Origin of the sequence: Thalassotalea sp. PP2-459 (genome assembly GCF_001913705.1) — a bacterium.
Classification (GTDB): Bacteria; Pseudomonadota; Gammaproteobacteria; order Enterobacterales; family Alteromonadaceae; genus Thalassotalea_C; species Thalassotalea_C hakodatensis.
Genome location: NZ_MKQD01000019.1, coordinates 84,022 through 102,763 on the forward strand (window position 1 = coordinate 84,022; position 18,742 = coordinate 102,763).

Consider the following 18,742-nt stretch of genomic DNA (forward strand, 5'->3'; position numbering starts at 1 on the left):
AATTTTAATAGAGGAAATGAAAATGACTCACAATATCAAAAAAAATGTACTTATGATGGCATTAAGTAGTTTAGCAATAGTGGAACTTGGTTTTGTTTACTTAGCAACATTAATTGGCTAACACTTTGTTAGCAAAATAGTGTTAATCGTGAAAAAAGCAAGACATTTGATCTAAATTTTATTACAGTGCCGCACCTATGAAGGGTCATTAGTATCGGGTTAATGACAATAATTAGTTAGTGCTATTTATGACAACAAACAAACGTGCGGCAAATGCGACAGAAGAGTCGTTACTACGTATTTTTACTATTCCAGAAGCACCTGACTCAACGTTAGGGCGGATAGAACAAGAGATCTCGCAAAACCTTGCTGGATTTCTTGGTTCACATATAGCTGCAAAAGAAACTGCACTGACTGAAATAGAAAAAGATTTTGATTGCTCTAAAATTCCAGAGCAACCTGCATTTGTTTCTGATCACATGCACCACTTACTCGAAAAGTTGGTGTCACAATCTGTTCATACCTCAAGCCCTAGTTTTATTGGTCACATGACCTCTGCATTGCCTTATTTTATTTTACCCCTTTCAAAATTGATGGTGGGGTTAAACCAGAACCTGGTCAAAATTGAAACCTCAAAAGCTTTTACACCGTTAGAGCGTCAAGTATTAGGTATGATGCATCGGTTGGTGTACCAATTTGAAGAAAATTTTTATCAGCAATGGATGCACAGTGCAAACCATTCATTAGGCGCATTTTGTTCAGGCGGCACAGTGGCCAATATCACAGCACTTTGGGTGGCTCGCAATAATCTGTTACGAGCAGATGGTTCTTTTAAAGGAGTCGCACGAGAAGGTTTATTCAATGCATTAAAGCATTATCAGTACGACGGCTTAGCCATTTTGGTTTCTAAACGAGGTCATTACTCGCTGAAAAAATCAGCTGATGTGTTAGGTATTGGTCAAGACAGCGTTGTTGCTATACCAACCGATGAACATAATAAAATGGACCCGCAAAAGCTCAGAGAAAAGTGCCAAGAGCTTACCGCAAAAAATATTCGTATTTTAAGTATCGTCGGCGTTGCTGGCACGACAGAAACGGGTAATATTGATCCGCTCCACGAATTAGCAGATGTGGCGAATGAATACCAATGTCATTTTCATGTTGATGCTGCTTGGGGTGGCGCTACCTTACTTTCAAGTAAACACAGAGGTTTGTTAAACGGCATTGAGCGTGCTGATTCAGTCACTATTGATGCGCATAAACAAATGTATGTACCTATGGGGGCAGGCTTAGTTGTTTTTCGTAATCCTGCGTCAGTCGCTTCAATTGAGCATCATGCTGAATATATTTTACGTAAAGGTTCAAAAGACTTGGGTGCGCATACATTAGAAGGCTCAAGGCCGGGTATGGCGATGCTCGTTTATGCAAGTTTGCACATTATTAGTCGCCCAGGCTATGAAATGCTGATTAACCAGGGTATTGAGAAGGCAAAATATTTTGCTGATATTATTGATAAACATCCTGACTTTGAATTAGTAACAGAACCTGAACTATGTTTATTAACCTATCGTTATAATCCAGCCTCTGTTCAGCAATTATTGTCTAAAGCGGATGAAAACACGCTTACTAACGTCAATAATCTATTGGATAAGCTCACTAAATTCATTCAGAAAAGGCAACGTGAGAACGGCAAGTCTTTTGTGTCTCGTACGCGTATCGAGGTGAAAAAATATCACGGCAGGAAAACATTAGTCTTCCGTGTTGTGTTGGCAAATCCACTTACTTCAAAAGAGATTTTAAAAGATGTTCTAGAGGAACAAGTAGAATTAGCTCAAGAGAGCAGCCACTTTTTACCCAAGTTGGTCGCTTTATCACAAAACCTATAAGTATGAAGCAATGTTATTGTGATTAACATTGCTTGATTCTTGAATCTTATCGAAATTTTTCGTGACTGTTGCCTAAAATTTACACTCTTTTGCTTTCTAACCGAAATGTTTTTCTTTCGATTGTTTTACAAAATGAAAGTTAAGGTGTAATATTACACCTATGATTACATTTTTGAGGGCTGTATGATGTATAAAGAGGACAGTAATATGCCAGAAATGATTGATGAGCGCACTATCGAAGATAAATCTATTGAGCAGCAACTTGTTGATGCGCAAAAAGAAATTGAAGATTTGAAGAGTCAACTTATGTGGCTTGAACGTTCATACGAATAAAATCAACTAACACACGTTTGAAAGGCCAGCAGTGAAAAACCACTGTTGGCCTTTTTTATTATGTAATCTTTGTTGTTGAGTTACAGGTTGACTTGCAAATTATCAATTAAGCGTGCTTTACCACAGTGCGCAGCGGCTAAAATAACTAAGTTTTTATCATCTTCGCTTGCTGGCTGTAATGTTTTCGCATGACAAATATGGATGTAATCGGTTTTTAGTCCAGCATTATTAATGAAATTAGTCGCTTGCTTCGCTAAACCAATAAAGTCGGTATCTTGTTTTATTTTCTCAGCAAGCCACTGAATGTTTTGACTAAGTGCAGGCGCAATTTTTAACTCCTCTTCAGTTAAATATCCATTACGTGAACTTAATGCTAAACCACTTGCTTCTCTTACTGTTGCTACCGGAATAATATCGATTGGCATGGATAAATCTTCAACCATGGTTTGAATGACTTGTACCTGTTGATAATCTTTTAAGCCAAAACAGGCTACGTCAGGTTGCACAAGGTTAAACAGCTTACAAACGACTGTTGCTACGCCACGAAAATGACCTGGACGACTTTCTCCACAGTAACCTTCAGAAACTTGCGGAACCTCAATAAAGGTTTGTTTATCAAGGCCTTTTGGGTATACAATTTCGGGTGTTGGCGTGAAAAGTAGATCAGTTTTGGCGGCTTCAAGTTGTTGTTGATCTGCTCGCAACGTTCTGGGGTAATTAGCAATATCTTCATTCTGACCGAATTGCATAGGATTAACAAAGATACTCGCAACGACTTTATCTGCGTGTTTATGGGCTTCTGTGATCAATGCAATATGACCTGCATGCAAATTACCCATTGTAGGTACAAAGGCAATTTTGAAACCTTGTTGTCGCCACTGGTTTATGGTTTCTCTTAAACTAGAAATATCGTTAAGGGTGATCATTATTCCGCCTACTTAAAAATGTGTTCATCACCTGGGAAGTTTTCTTTTTGCACTTCACTTATATATAACTCGATAGCTTTTTTAATGTCGCCAGTGTCGATAAGAAAGTTTCTTGAAAATTTAGGCATATAACTACATGAAATACCTAAGGCATCATGCATAACAAGGATTTGGCCGTCGGTATCTTTTCCTGCACCAATACCGATAGTTGGAATGTCAATCGCCTCGGAGATAGCTTTACCTAACGAAGCAGGAATACATTCTAATACTAATAATTGAGCGCCAGCGGCTTCTAGTGCTTTTGCATGCTCGATCATTTCTTGTGCTTTGCTATCGTCACGTCCTTGTACTTTAAAACCGCCAAAGACATTAACTGATTGAGGTGTTAAACCAAGGTGAGCACACACGGGTATCCCACGTTCAACAAGACCGGAAATGGTGTCAGCTAACCAAAGACCGCCTTCAATTTTAATCATACTTGCACCAGCTTGCATCAAAGTAGCTGCATTAGTGAATGCTTGCTCTTTTGTTGCGTAACTCATAAAAGGTAGATCGCTGATGATCAGTGTATTTTCAACACCGCGTTTCACGCATTGCGTATGATAAGCCATATGGTCAACATCAACAGGTAAGGTGTCATCTTGGCCTTGTAAAACCATACCTAGTGAGTCACCAATTAAAATGGCGTGAATACCTGCTTGATCGAATAATTTAGCAAAACTAGCGTCATATGCAGTGATTGTCGCTATTTTTTCACCTTGTTGCTTCATTTTTTGCAACACTGAGGTTGTTATCTTTGTCATAAAAAGATCCAAAAACACAGTTATTTGTGCGATAAATTGATTTTCTTGCAGCGATTTTAACTGAGTTGGCTGTGAATTGTTAGTGCGTTTTTATCGATGCTCTCGGCCAGGGTTGACACGTTACTATTACAAGGTAGTGTCAGTTTAGGTGCTATCTCTGCTAGTGGGATTAACACAAATTCTCGCTGTTTCATTCCGTAATGGGGGACGGTGAGGCGAGGAGTGTTTATTATTTCTTGATCATAAAGCAGAATATCTAAATCAAGCACTCGTGCTCCCCAACGTTCGCCTTTTCTGACACGGCCAGCTTGCCGCTCAATAGCTTGTAATGCATCAAGTAATTCAATGGGGGTGAGTTTAGTATTAATAGCCATGACTGCGTTCATATAGTCAGGCTGGTCTTGTGGCCCCATCGGTTGACTACAATAAAGTGCTGAAAGCGCTATTTGAGTGATACCTGTATGCGCTCTGATACATTGAACAGCAAGTTGTATTTGTCGTTGCGGATTAGATAAATTGCTACCTAAGCCAATATAACAAATTGCCATGATCAGTCCTGAGAGTTATTCGTACGAGGACGACGACGTTTTCTTGGAGAACGTCTGGCACCTGGTTTACTACGGCCAAGTGTTTTAACCATTTGTTGTTGAGTATCGTAGTTACGTTGTTGAAACTCAGTCCACCAATTAACAAGTTCTGCTAAATCATCACACCCTTGTGCAGACTCCACTTGGTGGCGCAATAATAAAAAGTCGTAACCAGCTCGAAACTTTTGATGTTCAAAGGTACGAAACGCTTTTTTGCCTTCACGTCGAGCGAGTTTATCTTGTAAAATTAAAATGTCTTTTATAACTGACTGAAAACGTTTGGGGATTGCGATACTCTGCTGTTGACGGCCCATTATTTCGCCATAAGCGGCAAAAAATGCATCTTGTGGTGTAAGTGATGATGTTTGTTTAAGCGCTTTTATTTGTTGCTGAATTGGATACCAAAGCATTGCTGCGAAAAGAAAAGCGGGTGTTACGCGCTTTTCGTTATTAATTCTGTCATCTGTATTGGTAAGAGCTTGCGTGATAAATGGAGATAAATAAGGTAGCGATTGATTAACTAAGGCCTCTTCTACGACAGGGAAAAAGTAACGAAACAAAGCGTATTGACGTAGCATCGTGTAATTTTCAACGGCTTTACCCGACAAAAATAGCTTCAAAAATTCTTCAAATAAACGTGCTGGTGGAATGTTTTCTAATAATGGCGCCGATGAAACAATAGGTGCTTCAGTTTCTTTACTGATATCCATGTCGAGCTTTGTGGCGAAGCGAATGGCTCGTAACATTCGCACAGGATCTTCGCGGTAACGCGTTTCTGGATCGCCGATTAAACGAATTTTTCGTTGAGAAATATCCTTGGCACCATTGGCAAAATCGTACACTTTAAAATCAGCTATCGAATAATAAAGTGCGTTAATGGTAAAATCACGACGTTCAGCGTCTTCTTCAATCGAGCCATAGATATTGTCACGCAGTAGCATTCCATGTTCACTTTGCTTTGATGTTTTCCCGCAATTCTGTGCTTGTTGAGGGTTGTCGTGATGACCACGAAAAGTAGCAACTTCAATCACATCTCTACCGAAAACAATGTGGGCAAGTCGAAAACGACGACCAATTAAACGACAGTTTCTAAATAATCCTTTAATTTGTTCAGGTGTCGCATTAGTGGCAATATCAAAATCTTTTGGCGTTAAACCAAGCATTATGTCTCGAACTCCACCACCCACTAAGTATGCATCAAAGCCTGATTTATTCAGGCGATAAAGTACTTTTAGCGCATTAGAACTGATATATTGACGAGAGACAGGGTGTTGATCTCGGGTCAAAATTTGCGGGCCATCGGTGCTTACTGCACTGATTGAACTGTTGGAATTTTTTTCACGCATAGATTGGCCGAATACCTTCTTACACAAATTGATAACGCGTTTGATACTTAACAACCTCAAAACTAAAAAAGAGCGCCGCGATCATATAACAGTAGGGCTAAAAAGAGAATGAAAAAAATACAGGCAACTGCGGTTATAATAGGTATTTGATTGGAATAACGCAGAAACGATAAGAAAATTAGATAGTGATCTCGCGAGTTTTAGCCACAAGTTCGCGCTGCCAATTTTCGATAGCCCAACTGATAATCGTTTTAACATCAGCAGTTTGAAGTAATGCTGGTGGTTGTTGTCCTAAAAATGATAAGGCATTTATTAAGCTGGATTCAGGATCATTGCGGTCAATGGCCGGTGCTTTATTTTGCTTACTTAATTTATAGCCCAATTCAGTGACGGCTAAAGGTATATGGCCATACTGCGGGGTTGCTTCATCCAATATTTTAAAAAAACTTAATTGTCTGGCGGTTGGCTCGAGTAAGTCACAGCCCCGGATCACGTGAGTGATTTCTTGCTCAATATCGTCTGCGACAACAGCTAGTTGATAAGCGTATAGTCCATCCCGTCTTTTGATAATAAAATCTTCTGCAGCCAGTGAGGTATTACAAGATACTCTACCTTGGAAAATATCATCATAATGGGCAATTTTAGGCTGGTTTTTTACGCGGATCGCACTTTGTGGTTCGGTTAGGTTTAAGTGTCGGCAATGCCCTTGGTATATGCCTCCGATAGATTTGATTTGAGCACGAGTACATTGACAATGATAAGCAAGAGAGTGTTGCTTTAACGATGAAATTATCTGGTTATACCGCGAATACTGCTGGCTTTGAAACATTACGTCTTCATCCCACTGAAGACCAAAGGCTAGCAAGGTTTCTAAAATTATATCACTAGCACCTGCCTGCTCTCTTGGCGGATCAATATCTTCCATGCGTACGAGCCATTGACCTTGATGGTGTTTAGCGTCAAGGAAACTTGCTAATGCTGTGATAAGTGAGCCGTAGTGTAGCAGGCCAGAAGGAGATGGTGCAAAGCGACCTCGATATTGCTTAGATCGCTTTGTTGTGTTTTCGTTATTCATCTTTACAGATGATTAACCGGCAAGTTGTCGCTCTTTGATTTCCGCTAATGTTTTACATTCAATACAAAGATCAGCGGTAGGTCGAGCCTCTAATCGGCGGATACCGATTTCAATGCCACAACTTTTACAAAAACCAAAATCGTCTTCTTCAATTAATTGCAAAGTCTTTTCAATCTTTTTAATTAATTTACGTTCACGATCTCTAGTACGTAATTCTAAGCTAAACTCTTCTTCTTGCGCTGCACGATCCACAGGGTCAGGAAAATTTGCCGCTTCATCTTTCATATGAGTTACGGTGCGATCGACTTCTTCACGAAGTTGGGTACGCCATGCTTCTAGGATCTTTTTAAAGTGTTCCAATTGCTCAGCGCTCATGTATTCTTCATTAGGTTTTTCTACATACGGCTCTACGCCTGCTAACGCTAAAATACCTAAAGCTTTACTGTTTGGCATGCTAATTCTCCTAATGCTAACTAGTTCAAATAACAATTAAAGAATGCTAATTTGACTGCATGTGCCAATTTTTAAAATAGACCTGAAATATCAGAACTATATTGTGTTACGTTAGACAAAATTCAAGAACAATCATTAAAAATATTTTTTTTAGTGGAATATCAAAATGTTACAAGTATAATTTATAACGAATGAATCCTGTTTTATCGCAAGCCCACTTTTTTAGCAAGATTTAGCTGCTCTCGTCAATCTTTTGTTGATAATAGTTGTAACAAATTAGCTGTTTTTTTGTTGTATTTTCATTTAACCCTTCAAAAGGGGATATCACTTTTTGCAGTGTTAATCGATAAAACTGACAGATATGGGCGTTGTTAATTGAATTTCGACTTCCTGTTCCCTAACAGAAAATTCTGCTTTATATGCGAGAATTTCAACTCCTTTTTCTTTTGCTTGGCGGAGTAAGCCAGCATAAATGGGATCTATATGCGCTGCTGCTTTGACATTATTAATAGCGGAATGTAGCACCGCGAACAATAACACGGCACGTTTACCTTGTTCTACAATGTCCATTAATTCACGCAAATGCTTTTGTCCTCGTAGGGTTTTAGCATCAGGAAAATAACCTTGTTCATCCTCAAATAACGTGACACTTTTCACTTCGATATACGTTTCAGTTCCATTTTCATCGAGAAGATAAAAATCAGCTTTACTGTTTTCGTTACCATATTTAACTTCCCGCTTTAATGCTGAAAAATGTTCGAATTCATTAATTATTCCATTGTTTAATGCTTCTTCTACCAACTGATTTGCGCGAATGGTATTGACGCAGATGGTGTGTTGTTGCTCGGTGATACTAAGCTCCCAGCTATAGGGATATTTTCTTTTTTTATTCTCTGAAACACTGTAAAGCACCTTGTTTCCAGAAGTCGCACAACCGGTCATTGCACCTGTATTTGCACAGTGGATAGTAGTTCTATTGCCGTTATCAAGGATGACATCAGCCAGAAATCGCTTATATCGCTTTTCAAGGGTTGCTCGAGAAAGTGTTAGCTTCATAGTAAAGACGATTTTGTAAAATAAAGTGTGCATAATAGTACAATATTTATTGAACTAAGTGTGAGCACCTTGTTTGTTTGGTGTAAACTAACACAATGAATTTCAAGAAATAAGGTGTTCCCGTGAAGCAAGGTGTTCTAGTACATTTAATTAACGACAATAAAGCAACAGATTGGCAACAGAATAAAACCATTCAACATATTAATGGTGAGGTGTTTCTATACTTTCCTGAGTTTGATAACTATAGTGAAAGAAATATCCAAAAAGCCGCTCGAAAATTAGAAAGCATGGGGCTTGAGCAGGTAGCTCTAACTGGAGGTAACTGGCAAGAAAGTTATCAATGGGCCTTTGCGCAAGGTTTTAGCTCGATCAATAAAAGTAATAATATCCACTTCACTGGCGAACCAGAATTAATTAATAAACTGTCAAATAAATTAATGACTTATGCTTGGGCTAAGCGCTTAACCAATCAAACAGCAGCAGAACAATCGCCAGAAATATTAGTATCAAGTGTTTTTGATTACGTTAAAACATTGTCGCCTGAATTTGTTAGTATGAATGTGATCAAAGGCGAAGCATTAAATGAAAATGGCTGGGTTGGCGTGTATAACGTAGGTAAAGCTAGCCAACATGCACCTTGTTTAGCTGAAATCGATTTTAACCCTACCGGTAATTCAGCCGCTCCAGTAGATGTGTGTTTGGTCGGTAAAGGCATTACATTTGATACTGGCGGCTACAGCATTAAATCAAATGAAGGCATGTTTAACATGAAGTGTGACATGGGCGGTGTCGCAGTTGTGGCAGCTGCATTGGCTTATGCAATACAACAAGGGCTAACCAAGCGGGTAAAATTGATTTTGTGCTGCGCTGAAAATATGATCAGCGGTAGTGCGTATAAAGTCAGTGATATTTTAACCTATAAAAATGGTGTTACTTGTGAAATTGCCAATACAGATGCAGAAGGACGCCTTGTGTTAGCGGATGGTTTATTACTGGCTAGTGAATCTTCACCCAAAATGATTATCGATGCTGCAACGTTAACGGGGGCTGCTATGTTAGCAACAGGGGGGGATTATACAGCGTTAATGTCGTTAGATAGTGTCGCTTCTGAACGGGCATTAGTTGCAGCGAAAGCAGAAGGTGAGCCTTTGTGGCCATTACCTTTAGCGCCATGGCATCAAGAAAAGTGTCCTTCAGCCTTTGCTGATACCGCAAATAGCCGTACTCAAAAAGGGGGCGGTATGGGAGGAGCAAGTAATGCAGCTGGCTTCTTATCAAGGTTTGTGCCGAATGACGGAAAAGGTTGGCTGCACTTTGATTTAGCTGCTGCTTATAACGGAAGCGCAAATAGTCTGTGGGCTGCAGGCGCTACAGGTATGTCTATCGCGACGATAGCAAACTTGCTGTTAAATAATAAATAGCACTCGTAGTAGTAGCTCTTTGCAAAGAGTAGTTACATGGCTTGTGACTGCTCTTTTACAAATTCTACCAGCCACTGTTTTGCGTTAAAGGTATCAGTAAATACATGAAAAGTAAGATTGCACGACTGGTATACTCGCCTAAGCTGCATTTGCTGAATATCAGCGGTATTACTATCAACAATAACACTAGCGTTTGCTATCATACCTCGCTGCATTCGATAACGAGTGACATCAACGAGTATCTTTTCCGCTTCTGGAGTAAAGATACTGTTACCATAAAAGGTAATTAATAACCCCCAAGGTTTTCCTTGATATTGCTCGCAAGCGATATGCATATCTTTTACGTAAGCATTTGCGGTGACTTCGTTGAACGGACCTCGTGCATCAACAATGAGTATGTTGTTTTCCTTTTCAATATTGTAATCACCATGGGCGGCTAAATTCACATCATCTTCCTTGTTTTGTTGTCGGGTTAATATCAATAGCAAAAAAAATATTGCTTGCCAAGTAAGCAGATTTCTCGAAAGATGCAAATTATTTAAACAACACGAAATCAACCCTTTATCATTTTCTTTATGCTTGGTTCACAGGATGAAATTTGTTGTGTGGAAGAGGTATAAATGAGAAGAAAAGTATGATTTTGTCTACAGCCCCTAATGCAGGTTAGTCTACAAGAAAACGCGACTGTACTAGCATAGTCGCGTTTTCTTGAGCTAAAAAGTCAACAGACTCTATTGAACAGCGAGTTGCCATACACTGACAGAGCCTGAAATTTCATGACCAACCACTAGCATCGCCTCTGCATTATCGGTAGCTGGAATAAATGTCATTCCTTCAGGAGCCAAATCGCCAGTAATATCAGCGTCTTCAATTAACCCCCGATTATAGAGGTAATCTACGAATGTAACATTAAAGGGGTTGGTGATGTCGTAAATCATAATGCCTGACATACGTTCTAACCCAACAAATGCGAGTGTTCTTCCGTTAATATGACCGATAGTAAGTGCTTCAGGTTCAGCACCTTTTGCGTCTGAACGTGTGTCACCTTCGTTAGTGTCTTCGTCATTATTAAAAGCTTCGCCGTGAACCGCAGACGTGATGCGAACAATATCATCGCCAGAATCAAAGACGAGATTGCCATTCGCATCCCAAATTGAAAATGATCGAGCGCCATAAGTGTATAGTGCATCATAATCGCCGTCATTATCGATATCACCTTTTTCAATTGAGACTTTCAGTCTACCTAAATCGTAATCATCATTGTTAATCGCACTAAAAGCGATGGGATCTAAAAGTAAATCTTCTACACGTGATTCATCAAGGTAAGCAAGACAACCGTCATCTTCGTCATAATCAATGCCACCTTCAGCTAAACAGGTTGTTTCAGATGCAGATTCGAAAAAATATTCTCTACCGTCACCTTCATTGGCAGTCACAATAAAATTCACGTCTTTCCATGTGTAGGTAGCAATAGTATCTGGCTGATACATACCATATAAATTTTTGTATTTTTTTAAGTTTATTCCATCATCTTTATCTGAAGCATCGATAACAAAATTTGACCAATCTTTAAATCCTAACCCTTTAATATCGACTAAGGTATTGGTTTCTAAATTAACAATTGCAATACCGTTGTTTTCTTGAAGGGTAATGTATGCAAATTTAATGTCATCAGAAACGGCAATATATTCAGGCTCTAAATCCATTGCGACAGTTGTGTTGATTGTTTGTCCTTTAATTACTCTTCCGGAAGGGTTAGGAAACATCATTCCTTGAGCCATTAAATCTGACTTTTTATCGTTGTACTCGGTAAAAGTAATGTTTGTCGCAGTATCACTTATTACACCATTATTAATCGCAATAAGAGAGATACTACCTTCAGGATCAATGGTGTAGTCACTACTAGGTTCTCCTTCGTTCGCCACAATGAGTTTGCTGCTATCAGGCGTAAAAGTGACCATGTCGGGTAGAAAACCTACTTCAATGTTTTTCATAAAAGTTGGTGTGGCTGCGGATATATCGTATAGAGCAATGTGACCCTTATCCCCAGTTTGACTGGCAGCTAAAGCAACAGCTAAAACATTTAGGTCGTTAGAGATACTAATACTATTTGCATCACCTGGGGTATGAACTGATAAATCAATTTGAGTGATAGTATTCATATTCGTATTTGTGATAACCCCTTCTGCATTAGTACTTAATGCTGCAGGGTCTGCATCAGACAACGAAAGAATATCAACTGTTGCGGTATTGCCAGAACTATTAATGGCATATATATGCTGTGATGACGCATGATATTGTACAATTTCTGCAGCGCCTTCTGGCGATTCAGCACTCAGAACAGCACGTGCTACCAGTGTTGCGGAAAGAGAAAGGTTTCCACTTTCTCCATTTTGGCCGTCTTGTCCAGGTAAGCCTTGTTCACCCTGTGGACCTGCAGTTCCCGTTGTGCCGTCTTGACCATCGTCGCCGTTACAAGCAGCTAACAAGGTAAGTAAAATTGAGGCAATAGATAATTTCTTTAATGTTTTCATTGCGGTACTCGTTTTATGATGATAAATACCACTGTAATTAAGGTTTATGACAATTCTCTTGCATTTTCATGACGATAAAATGATTGAGTGTGTTTGGGTATCAATGTAAATCAACGTGCATGACGTGAGATTTTGCATGGCAAGCACATTTTTAGTTTCTACTCTGATATAATTTTGCCAACCATTTACAACCTCATTGACAGAAAATTGCTACCAATAGACGAGTTTTTGCCCGAGCTTAATACAATGTTAAAAGCACATAAGCGAGTGGTCTTACAGGCAGAGCCTGGTGCAGGTAAATCTACTGCAGTACCGCTTTCATTATTAGCCTCAGATATGTTTGGCAGCAAAAAAATTATCATGCTAGAGCCTCGCCGTGTTGCGGTTAAATCTATTGCACATTATTTAGCTGGAAAAATAGGTGAAAAAGTCGGGCAAACGATCGGTTATCATATCCGAAATGAACGAAAAGTGTCTAACAACACGCGTTTAGAAATTGTCACTGAAGGCGTATTAACACGAAAAATTCAGTCTAATCCAGAACTATCTGATGTTGGCTTGGTTATTTTTGATGAATTTCATGAGCGCTCTTTACATGCTGATTTGGCATTAATTTTATCACTAGAAGTTCAAGACGCTTACAACGAAACATTAAAACTGTTGGTGATGTCAGCAACGATTGATACTCAACAAGTTTCAAGCTACCTACATCATGCGCCAGTGATGTCATGCCCTGGTAGAAGTTTCCCTGTAGCTATTGAATATAATGGACAACGCAGCCGTTATCTCACCGAAACTGTATTATCTGTAGTAAAGCGTGAACTTGAAGATGAAAAGCAAGGGGATATTCTTGTATTTTTACCAGGACAAGCAGATATCAAACGATGCATAGCTGCAGCAGAACAAGTGCTGGAAACACCGGTAGATTTACTCCCTTTATACGGTGGCTTACCTCTTGCTCAGCAGTCGTTGGTATTAACAAGGAAAGACTCACATCAAAGAAGGGTTATTTTTGCTACCAATATTGCAGAAACTAGTTTAACAATCGAAGGTATCACTACTGTGATAGATTCTGGGCTTGAGAAAGTATTAAGTTTTGATGTAAAAAGTGGCTTATCTAGGCTCGATACTATCAACATAGCAAAAGCTTCAGCGAGTCAAAGAGCTGGTAGAGCTGGCAGGCTAACTGCGGGTAAATGTATCCGGTTATGGTCTGAGAGTGAGCAGCAACGGTTAGCTGACTATCAACCAGAAGAAGTATTAAACGCAGAACTCACAAGCTTTGTGCTTGAGCTGTCTGCTTGGGGTATCACGCAATATCAAGATGTAAATTGGTTATCTGAACCGGCGAAATATCATTTTGATGTCGCGAGTGAGTTGAACCAATCGTTAGGTTTTGTCGATAGCGGCAATAAAATTACGGGGTTAGGGCAACAGGCATTATTGCTAGGTGTAGAGCCAAGACTTGCGAGTATGTTAATACGAGCCGATTCACCAGAAAAAACTGCCATAGCTTGTTTACTTGCTGCTCTTTTGTCTGAAAGAGATATTTTTATTTCGTCGCAAAGTGTAGATATTACAACGAGATTTCTTGTAGTGTCTGAATATTTACAGCAGCAGTTGATACCTACGGGAGTGAATCGTTCTGCTTTAGAGCAAGTAGCTAAACTTGCCAAAAACTTTGCGAATAAATTGTCAGTAGAGTTGGCACGCACATACATAGGTATTAATAGCTTTAGAGAATGTGCTGCACAACTATTATTTTTTGCTTTTCCTGAACGGCTTGCGAAGGCGCGAGATAAACAAGGAGAACGATATTTATTGGCTAATGGTCGAGGAGTTTCGCTTAATGAAAGTGATGCTTTGCGAGGTGAAACATGGTTGATCGTTTGTCACTGTGATGGAAAAAATAAAGACGGCAAAGTATTTTCAGCACTGCCGGTAATGCCATCACAGCTACCAACAATTTTACAGAACAATTTACGAGAAGAGACACAATTCAGGCTCGATAACAAAAAAAATGCCATTCATAGCATTAGTAAAACTTACTATAAGGCATTAACGATTGTAGAAGAAAATAATGGTGCTTTATCACAAGAACATTTTTCTACTTGCCTAAAAGATATTCTTCAACAAGAAGGGTTATGCTTTTTAAATTGGTCGTCACGGTGTCGGTCATGGCTGACAAGAGCTCAATGGTTAGGTCAACAATTAGATACCTTTCCTCAAATATCTGAACAACACTTACTTTCTACGATAGAAGATTGGCTTATTCCTTATCTGAATAATATTAATAGTTTAAAGGCCCTTAAACAGCTAGAAATATATCCACTGCTGATTGCTAACTTAGACTGGCAGCAACAGCAGTTTATGGATGAAAATGCGCCGATACATTATCAAACGCCTAGCAATAAACAGGTGTTAATTCGCTATGATGAATCGCAAGGACCAACCGTTGCAGTGATTTTACAAGAAATGTTTGGTCAGCTTGAAACACCTAAACTCGCAATGCGGCAAGTGCCGTTACGCTTTGAGTTGTTATCTCCAGCTCGTCGACCTATACAAACCACGAGTGATTTGAGGCATTTTTGGCAATCTTCCTATTTCGATGTAGCTAAAGACATGCGTGGAAAGTACCCCAAACACCGATGGCCAGAAAAGCCCTTAGAAGAAAAACCAGGACGTTCTATTAAGCAAAAACCTGCTTAGCAGGTGTTGGATTTTTTAAGGGGGTTTTCGTGAATAATTAGAGTAATAATTAAATTAACCAGACACCTCAATAAGGAAAATAATATAGCAAAAGCTCGTTTTGAGCGCTTTTTAGCAGGCCTCTGTTTGCTATTTTTTGACCATTTGTTACTATTTAAATAATAAGAGTTCTAATTAATTTTTGAATCAGGAGCGAAATACATTAATGTTATGAGTATAAAACCACTTAGTTTTGAAGAATTAGCAAAAGAAGAAAATATTGATTTTGTTTACGATCATGATGCAAATACCGTATTGATTGATGACCTTGGAACGATAGATTTATCAATTTTTGTTGAAATGGTAATGCGTTATTCGTATCAAATAAATGCAGCAAAAATCAGCATTAAGGTAAATGAATCCCAAGCGATTTATTTTTTTCAACATGGCTTTAAGGTTGAAGCCTCGATAATGGCCTATTATGGTTTACAAGATGCTTTTTATGTTGTTTATTACCTTAACGATAAACACCATAAAAATCATCTCGAGAATATCCACGATAAAGTGCTTGAAAAGGCTTATATTAGTAAAAAAAATAAATTAACTGATTTTAGTTTTGATCGTGTCACGGTTGGTACAAATACGGTACGCACTAACGTAGAAAGCAAAGATAAGTTAGTGTTTACGGGGCGTGAGCATTCAATTGCTGATCATGACACGCATCATAAATTTTTTGCCCAATCGAACGACAAAATTGTCGCAACCGCCACAGCAAGCTATGATGAATCACAGCAAGTGGTTGAGTTTTCTGATTTTATAGTAAGTGCTGAATTTGATGTTTGGCAGTTATTGATCAATTTAATCACAGAAATGGAACAACACTTTAAAGCATTAAAGTGTACAACTGCCTTTACCATTGTACCAGCAAGCAGTCTTGCCATTAACGCAATATGTGTTGAACAAGGATTTGAGTTTGGTGGGCGATTAAAAAATGAATCATTGGTAGATGGTGAGTTAGATAGCCTAAATACTTGGTTTAAGCGATTATAGAGAACACAATGCAATTCACAACCCTACCCGATGCTTTAACGCTTAAAAAAGTCATTAAAGATAAAGACGAAGTGCTTAATTGTCGCTTTATGACAGATGCAATTCAAGGCTTGTTAACAGAACGAGCTTACTTTTTTGATGAAGTACTTACCGAATTATGGCGACACTTTGGCTTAGTGGATGCCCCCATCTCGCTAAATGCTGTTGGCGGGTATGGACGAGCATCATTACACCCGGGTTCTGACATTGACTTAGCGATCATTATCGATAAAAAAATAAGCCAACAACAGCAAGCTGCCTTATCTGGTTTTTTAACTAAGTTATGGGATTTAGGTTCTGACATTGGCCAATCAGTAAGAACTATTGATGAAACTAAAAAACAAGTAAAGCAAGATGTTACTGTAGCAACCAATTTACTTGATATCAGAAGGATTACTGGGCCAGCCGAGCATGCACTCGCTATTAATAAATTAATGCATAGCGAAGATTTATGGTCTCATCAACAATTTTTCGAAGAAAAGCTTGAAGAACAAAAAGCACGTCATGTAAAAGCAAAAAATACCGCCTTATTTTTAGAGCCTAATTTAAAAAATCACCCCGGTGGCATGCGCGATGTACAAAGCATTTTGTGGGTTGCGCAAAAGTTTTACGGGTTGGGCTATTCAGAGGTGTTTAGCGGTACTAAGCTGTTATTGGCAGACGAACAAATTGAGCTAAAAGAAGCGTTTGATTTTGTTTGTCGCGTGCGATGGGCATTGCATACGGTTGCAGAGTCATCGGTAGAACAATTGTTGTTTGAACATCAAGCTGACGTAGCAAGTATGTTAGGCTTTGGTGATGGTGAGAACAGCCAACAAGCCATCGAGCGTATGATGCGTCAACTGTTTCGCGCCATGACCCGCATTCGTGAATTAAACCAATTAATTTTAGACACCTTAACAATCGAGCATACGTCATTTTCTCGTGTTAATAACGTAAAGCAACTTGATAGCGGCTTTAGAAGAATAGGTAGCTTGATTGATGTAGAAGATAAAAACTTATTTATTGAAAAGAAACAAGTTATCCGTATGTTTAGGTTGATATCAGACATAGATGCTATCACGGGTATTACGCCTAAGACGCTTAGGGCATTAAGAAATGTAAGGCGTTCATTACTTGGGGAACTACAAGATTATCAAGGGTGTAGAGATGAATTTATCGAGCTTCTATCCAAAACTGATGGATTCGAGCAAGCATTAGGCTTAATGCATCGTTATGGTATTTTGTCGGTATATTTTTCTCACTGGCAGCTAATCGAAGGGCAAATGCAATTTGACATGCATAATGCCTATACAGTTGATGAACATGCGTTTAAAGCGTTAGCTTATCTTGGTGCTTTTGAAAAACATCATGAAAAAGACAGTTTTCCCGTTAAATCCTATCAAAAAATTCCTAACAAACTTCCTTTACGTTTGGCGACTTTATGTCACCATTTATCGGGTCGTCAAACTGATGAAGATCACGAGCTCAGTGCGATGCAAGCGAAAGAGTTTGCTACTTTTCATCAGCTCGATGAAAAATCCATTCAACTGGTGTTCTGGTTGGTAAAAAACCAAACGTTAATGCTTGATGTATGTAAGCAAAGTGATTTAAATGATCCCATTATTTTTCAAAAACTTGCAAAAACCATCTCTTCGAAAGAAAAGCTTGATTCGTTATTATGTTTTACCGTTGCTGATTTAATGGCAACAAATGAAAGTGCTTGGAACCCTTGGATAGAATATCAATTATCACTTCTTTATAAAGGTTTAAAGAAAACAATCGCAAAAGGCACAAACAATGTTTTTGAAGCGAGAACGTTAATTAGCGAGAAGAAAGCCAGCGCGAAAAGTCAACTCTGTAGTGATGTTGATATTGCAAAAGTTGAATTATGGTGGAAAAAGCTTCCGAGCGAGTTTTTCACTGCCAATTGTGTTGAACACATTGTTGAAATTACCGAAAACATTATGAGTAATTTTAATAAAGAACATCATGTATTTTTATGTAACTCAAATGATCTTGGCTTTACGACCTTAGTCGTTTATACCCCTGACAGGGATCAATTATTTTCCGATATTTTTAAAGTGCTTTCTAAGGCAAAACTTCGCGTCAAAGAAGCAAACATGCTGACAACTCAAGATGATAATGTTATTGAAGTCTTTCAGCTACTCAGTGAATCTGACGATGTTGTTGATGATGAATTTAGATTAAACGCCATTGTGCAAAGAGTTAAAGATATTTTGAATACTGGTGATACCGGTAAAGCAATCAAAGCGCCTATGTACGTTGAGACCTTTGAACAAGATCCGAATATTGAGGTATTACCTTATCCAGATAAAGACAAATCACTGATTAAAATTAACGCCTTGGATGATCCCGGCTATATTGAACAGATTTGTGAAGTATTTAATGAACAAGGGTTTACCATTCATTCAGCAAAAATAAGTCAGCTAGGCGAATGTAATGATAATGTTTTTCTTATTTCGAATAGTGAAGATCAATCAATCTCGAGTTTAGACTCTGATGACATTGTTAAATTGATCGAAGAAAAAATAGCGTTTTAGAT

15 protein-coding genes are annotated in these 18,742 nt (G+C 38.7%); 6 read left to right on the forward strand and 9 right to left on the reverse strand.

The window, feature by feature from the left end; translation table 11 throughout:
• Window positions 1-248 precede the first annotated feature (248 nt).
• Window positions 249-1,886, forward strand: coding sequence for a pyridoxal-dependent aspartate 1-decarboxylase PanP (gene panP / locus BI291_RS03840; protein WP_074496429.1), 1,638 nt, complete (start codon window positions 249-251; stop codon window positions 1,884-1,886).
• A gap of 183 nt (window positions 1,887-2,069) precedes the next feature.
• Window positions 2,070-2,219, forward strand: a complete 150-nt coding sequence (locus tag BI291_RS18390; protein WP_175573070.1) for a hypothetical protein — start codon at window positions 2,070-2,072, stop codon at window positions 2,217-2,219.
• Window positions 2,220-2,299: 80 nt separating this feature from the next.
• On the opposite strand, the gene panC is transcribed toward BI291_RS18390, so the two are convergent.
• From panC to sfsA, 7 genes are all read right to left on the reverse strand, one after another.
• Complete coding sequence (gene panC / locus BI291_RS03845) at window positions 2,300-3,145, reverse strand: pantoate--beta-alanine ligase (protein ID WP_074496430.1); 846 nt, start codon at window positions 3,143-3,145, stop codon at window positions 2,300-2,302.
• Between the two features lie 8 nt (window positions 3,146-3,153).
• Entirely contained in the window at window positions 3,154-3,948 is a 795-nt protein-coding gene (gene panB, locus BI291_RS03850; RefSeq protein ID WP_074496431.1) for a 3-methyl-2-oxobutanoate hydroxymethyltransferase, read from the reverse strand.
• A gap of 56 nt (window positions 3,949-4,004) precedes the next feature.
• Window positions 4,005-4,496: a 2-amino-4-hydroxy-6-hydroxymethyldihydropteridine diphosphokinase gene (folK, locus tag BI291_RS03855; RefSeq protein ID WP_074496432.1), complete on the reverse strand. Its 492-nt coding sequence runs from the start codon at window positions 4,494-4,496 to the stop codon at window positions 4,005-4,007.
• A 2-nt stretch (window positions 4,497-4,498) separates the two neighbouring features.
• Complete coding sequence (pcnB, locus tag BI291_RS03860; RefSeq protein WP_074496526.1) at window positions 4,499-5,821, reverse strand: polynucleotide adenylyltransferase PcnB; 1,323 nt, start codon at window positions 5,819-5,821, stop codon at window positions 4,499-4,501.
• Between the two features lie 238 nt (window positions 5,822-6,059).
• On the reverse strand, window positions 6,060-6,956 hold the full coding sequence (gluQRS, locus tag BI291_RS03865; RefSeq protein ID WP_074496433.1) for a tRNA glutamyl-Q(34) synthetase GluQRS: 897 nt from the start codon (window positions 6,954-6,956) through the stop codon (window positions 6,060-6,062).
• Between the two features lie 12 nt (window positions 6,957-6,968).
• The gene (gene dksA / locus BI291_RS03870; protein ID WP_074496434.1) at window positions 6,969-7,409 is read right to left on the reverse strand and encodes an RNA polymerase-binding protein DksA; all 441 of its coding nucleotides are present in this window, start codon (window positions 7,407-7,409) and stop codon (window positions 6,969-6,971) included.
• 339 nt (window positions 7,410-7,748) lie between these two features.
• Window positions 7,749-8,465 carry a DNA/RNA nuclease SfsA gene (gene sfsA, locus BI291_RS03875; protein ID WP_074496527.1) on the reverse strand — a complete coding sequence of 239 codons (717 nt, stop codon included), beginning with the start codon at window positions 8,463-8,465 and terminating at the stop codon, window positions 7,749-7,751.
• Window positions 8,466-8,587: 122 nt separating this feature from the next.
• On the opposite strand from sfsA, the gene pepB reads away from it, so the two are divergent.
• Entirely contained in the window at window positions 8,588-9,886 is a 1,299-nt protein-coding gene (gene pepB / locus BI291_RS03880) for an aminopeptidase PepB (protein ID WP_074496435.1), read from the forward strand.
• A 32-nt stretch (window positions 9,887-9,918) separates the two neighbouring features.
• On the opposite strand, the gene BI291_RS03885 is transcribed toward pepB, so the two are convergent.
• On the reverse strand, window positions 9,919-10,332 hold the full coding sequence (locus tag BI291_RS03885; RefSeq protein WP_074496436.1) for a hypothetical protein: 414 nt from the start codon (window positions 10,330-10,332) through the stop codon (window positions 9,919-9,921).
• A 285-nt stretch (window positions 10,333-10,617) separates the two neighbouring features.
• Window positions 10,618-12,420 carry a choice-of-anchor I family protein gene (locus BI291_RS03890; protein ID WP_074496437.1) on the reverse strand — a complete coding sequence of 601 codons (1,803 nt, stop codon included), beginning with the start codon at window positions 12,418-12,420 and terminating at the stop codon, window positions 10,618-10,620.
• 207 nt (window positions 12,421-12,627) lie between these two features.
• Here BI291_RS03890 and hrpB point away from each other — a divergent pair, with 207 nt between their 5' ends.
• The 3 genes from hrpB (at window position 12,628) to glnD (ending at window position 18,740) form a co-directional block, all read left to right on the forward strand.
• On the forward strand, window positions 12,628-15,129 hold the full coding sequence (hrpB, locus tag BI291_RS03895; protein ID WP_074496528.1) for an ATP-dependent helicase HrpB: 2,502 nt from the start codon (window positions 12,628-12,630) through the stop codon (window positions 15,127-15,129).
• A gap of 210 nt (window positions 15,130-15,339) precedes the next feature.
• A complete protein-coding gene (locus BI291_RS03900) occupies window positions 15,340-16,158 on the forward strand; it encodes a hypothetical protein (RefSeq protein ID WP_074496438.1) in 819 nt (272 codons plus the stop codon).
• 8 nt (window positions 16,159-16,166) lie between these two features.
• Window positions 16,167-18,740 carry a [protein-PII] uridylyltransferase gene (gene glnD, locus BI291_RS03905; RefSeq protein WP_083601887.1) on the forward strand — a complete coding sequence of 858 codons (2,574 nt, stop codon included), beginning with the start codon at window positions 16,167-16,169 and terminating at the stop codon, window positions 18,738-18,740.
• The last annotated feature ends 2 nt before the right edge of the window (window positions 18,741-18,742 follow it).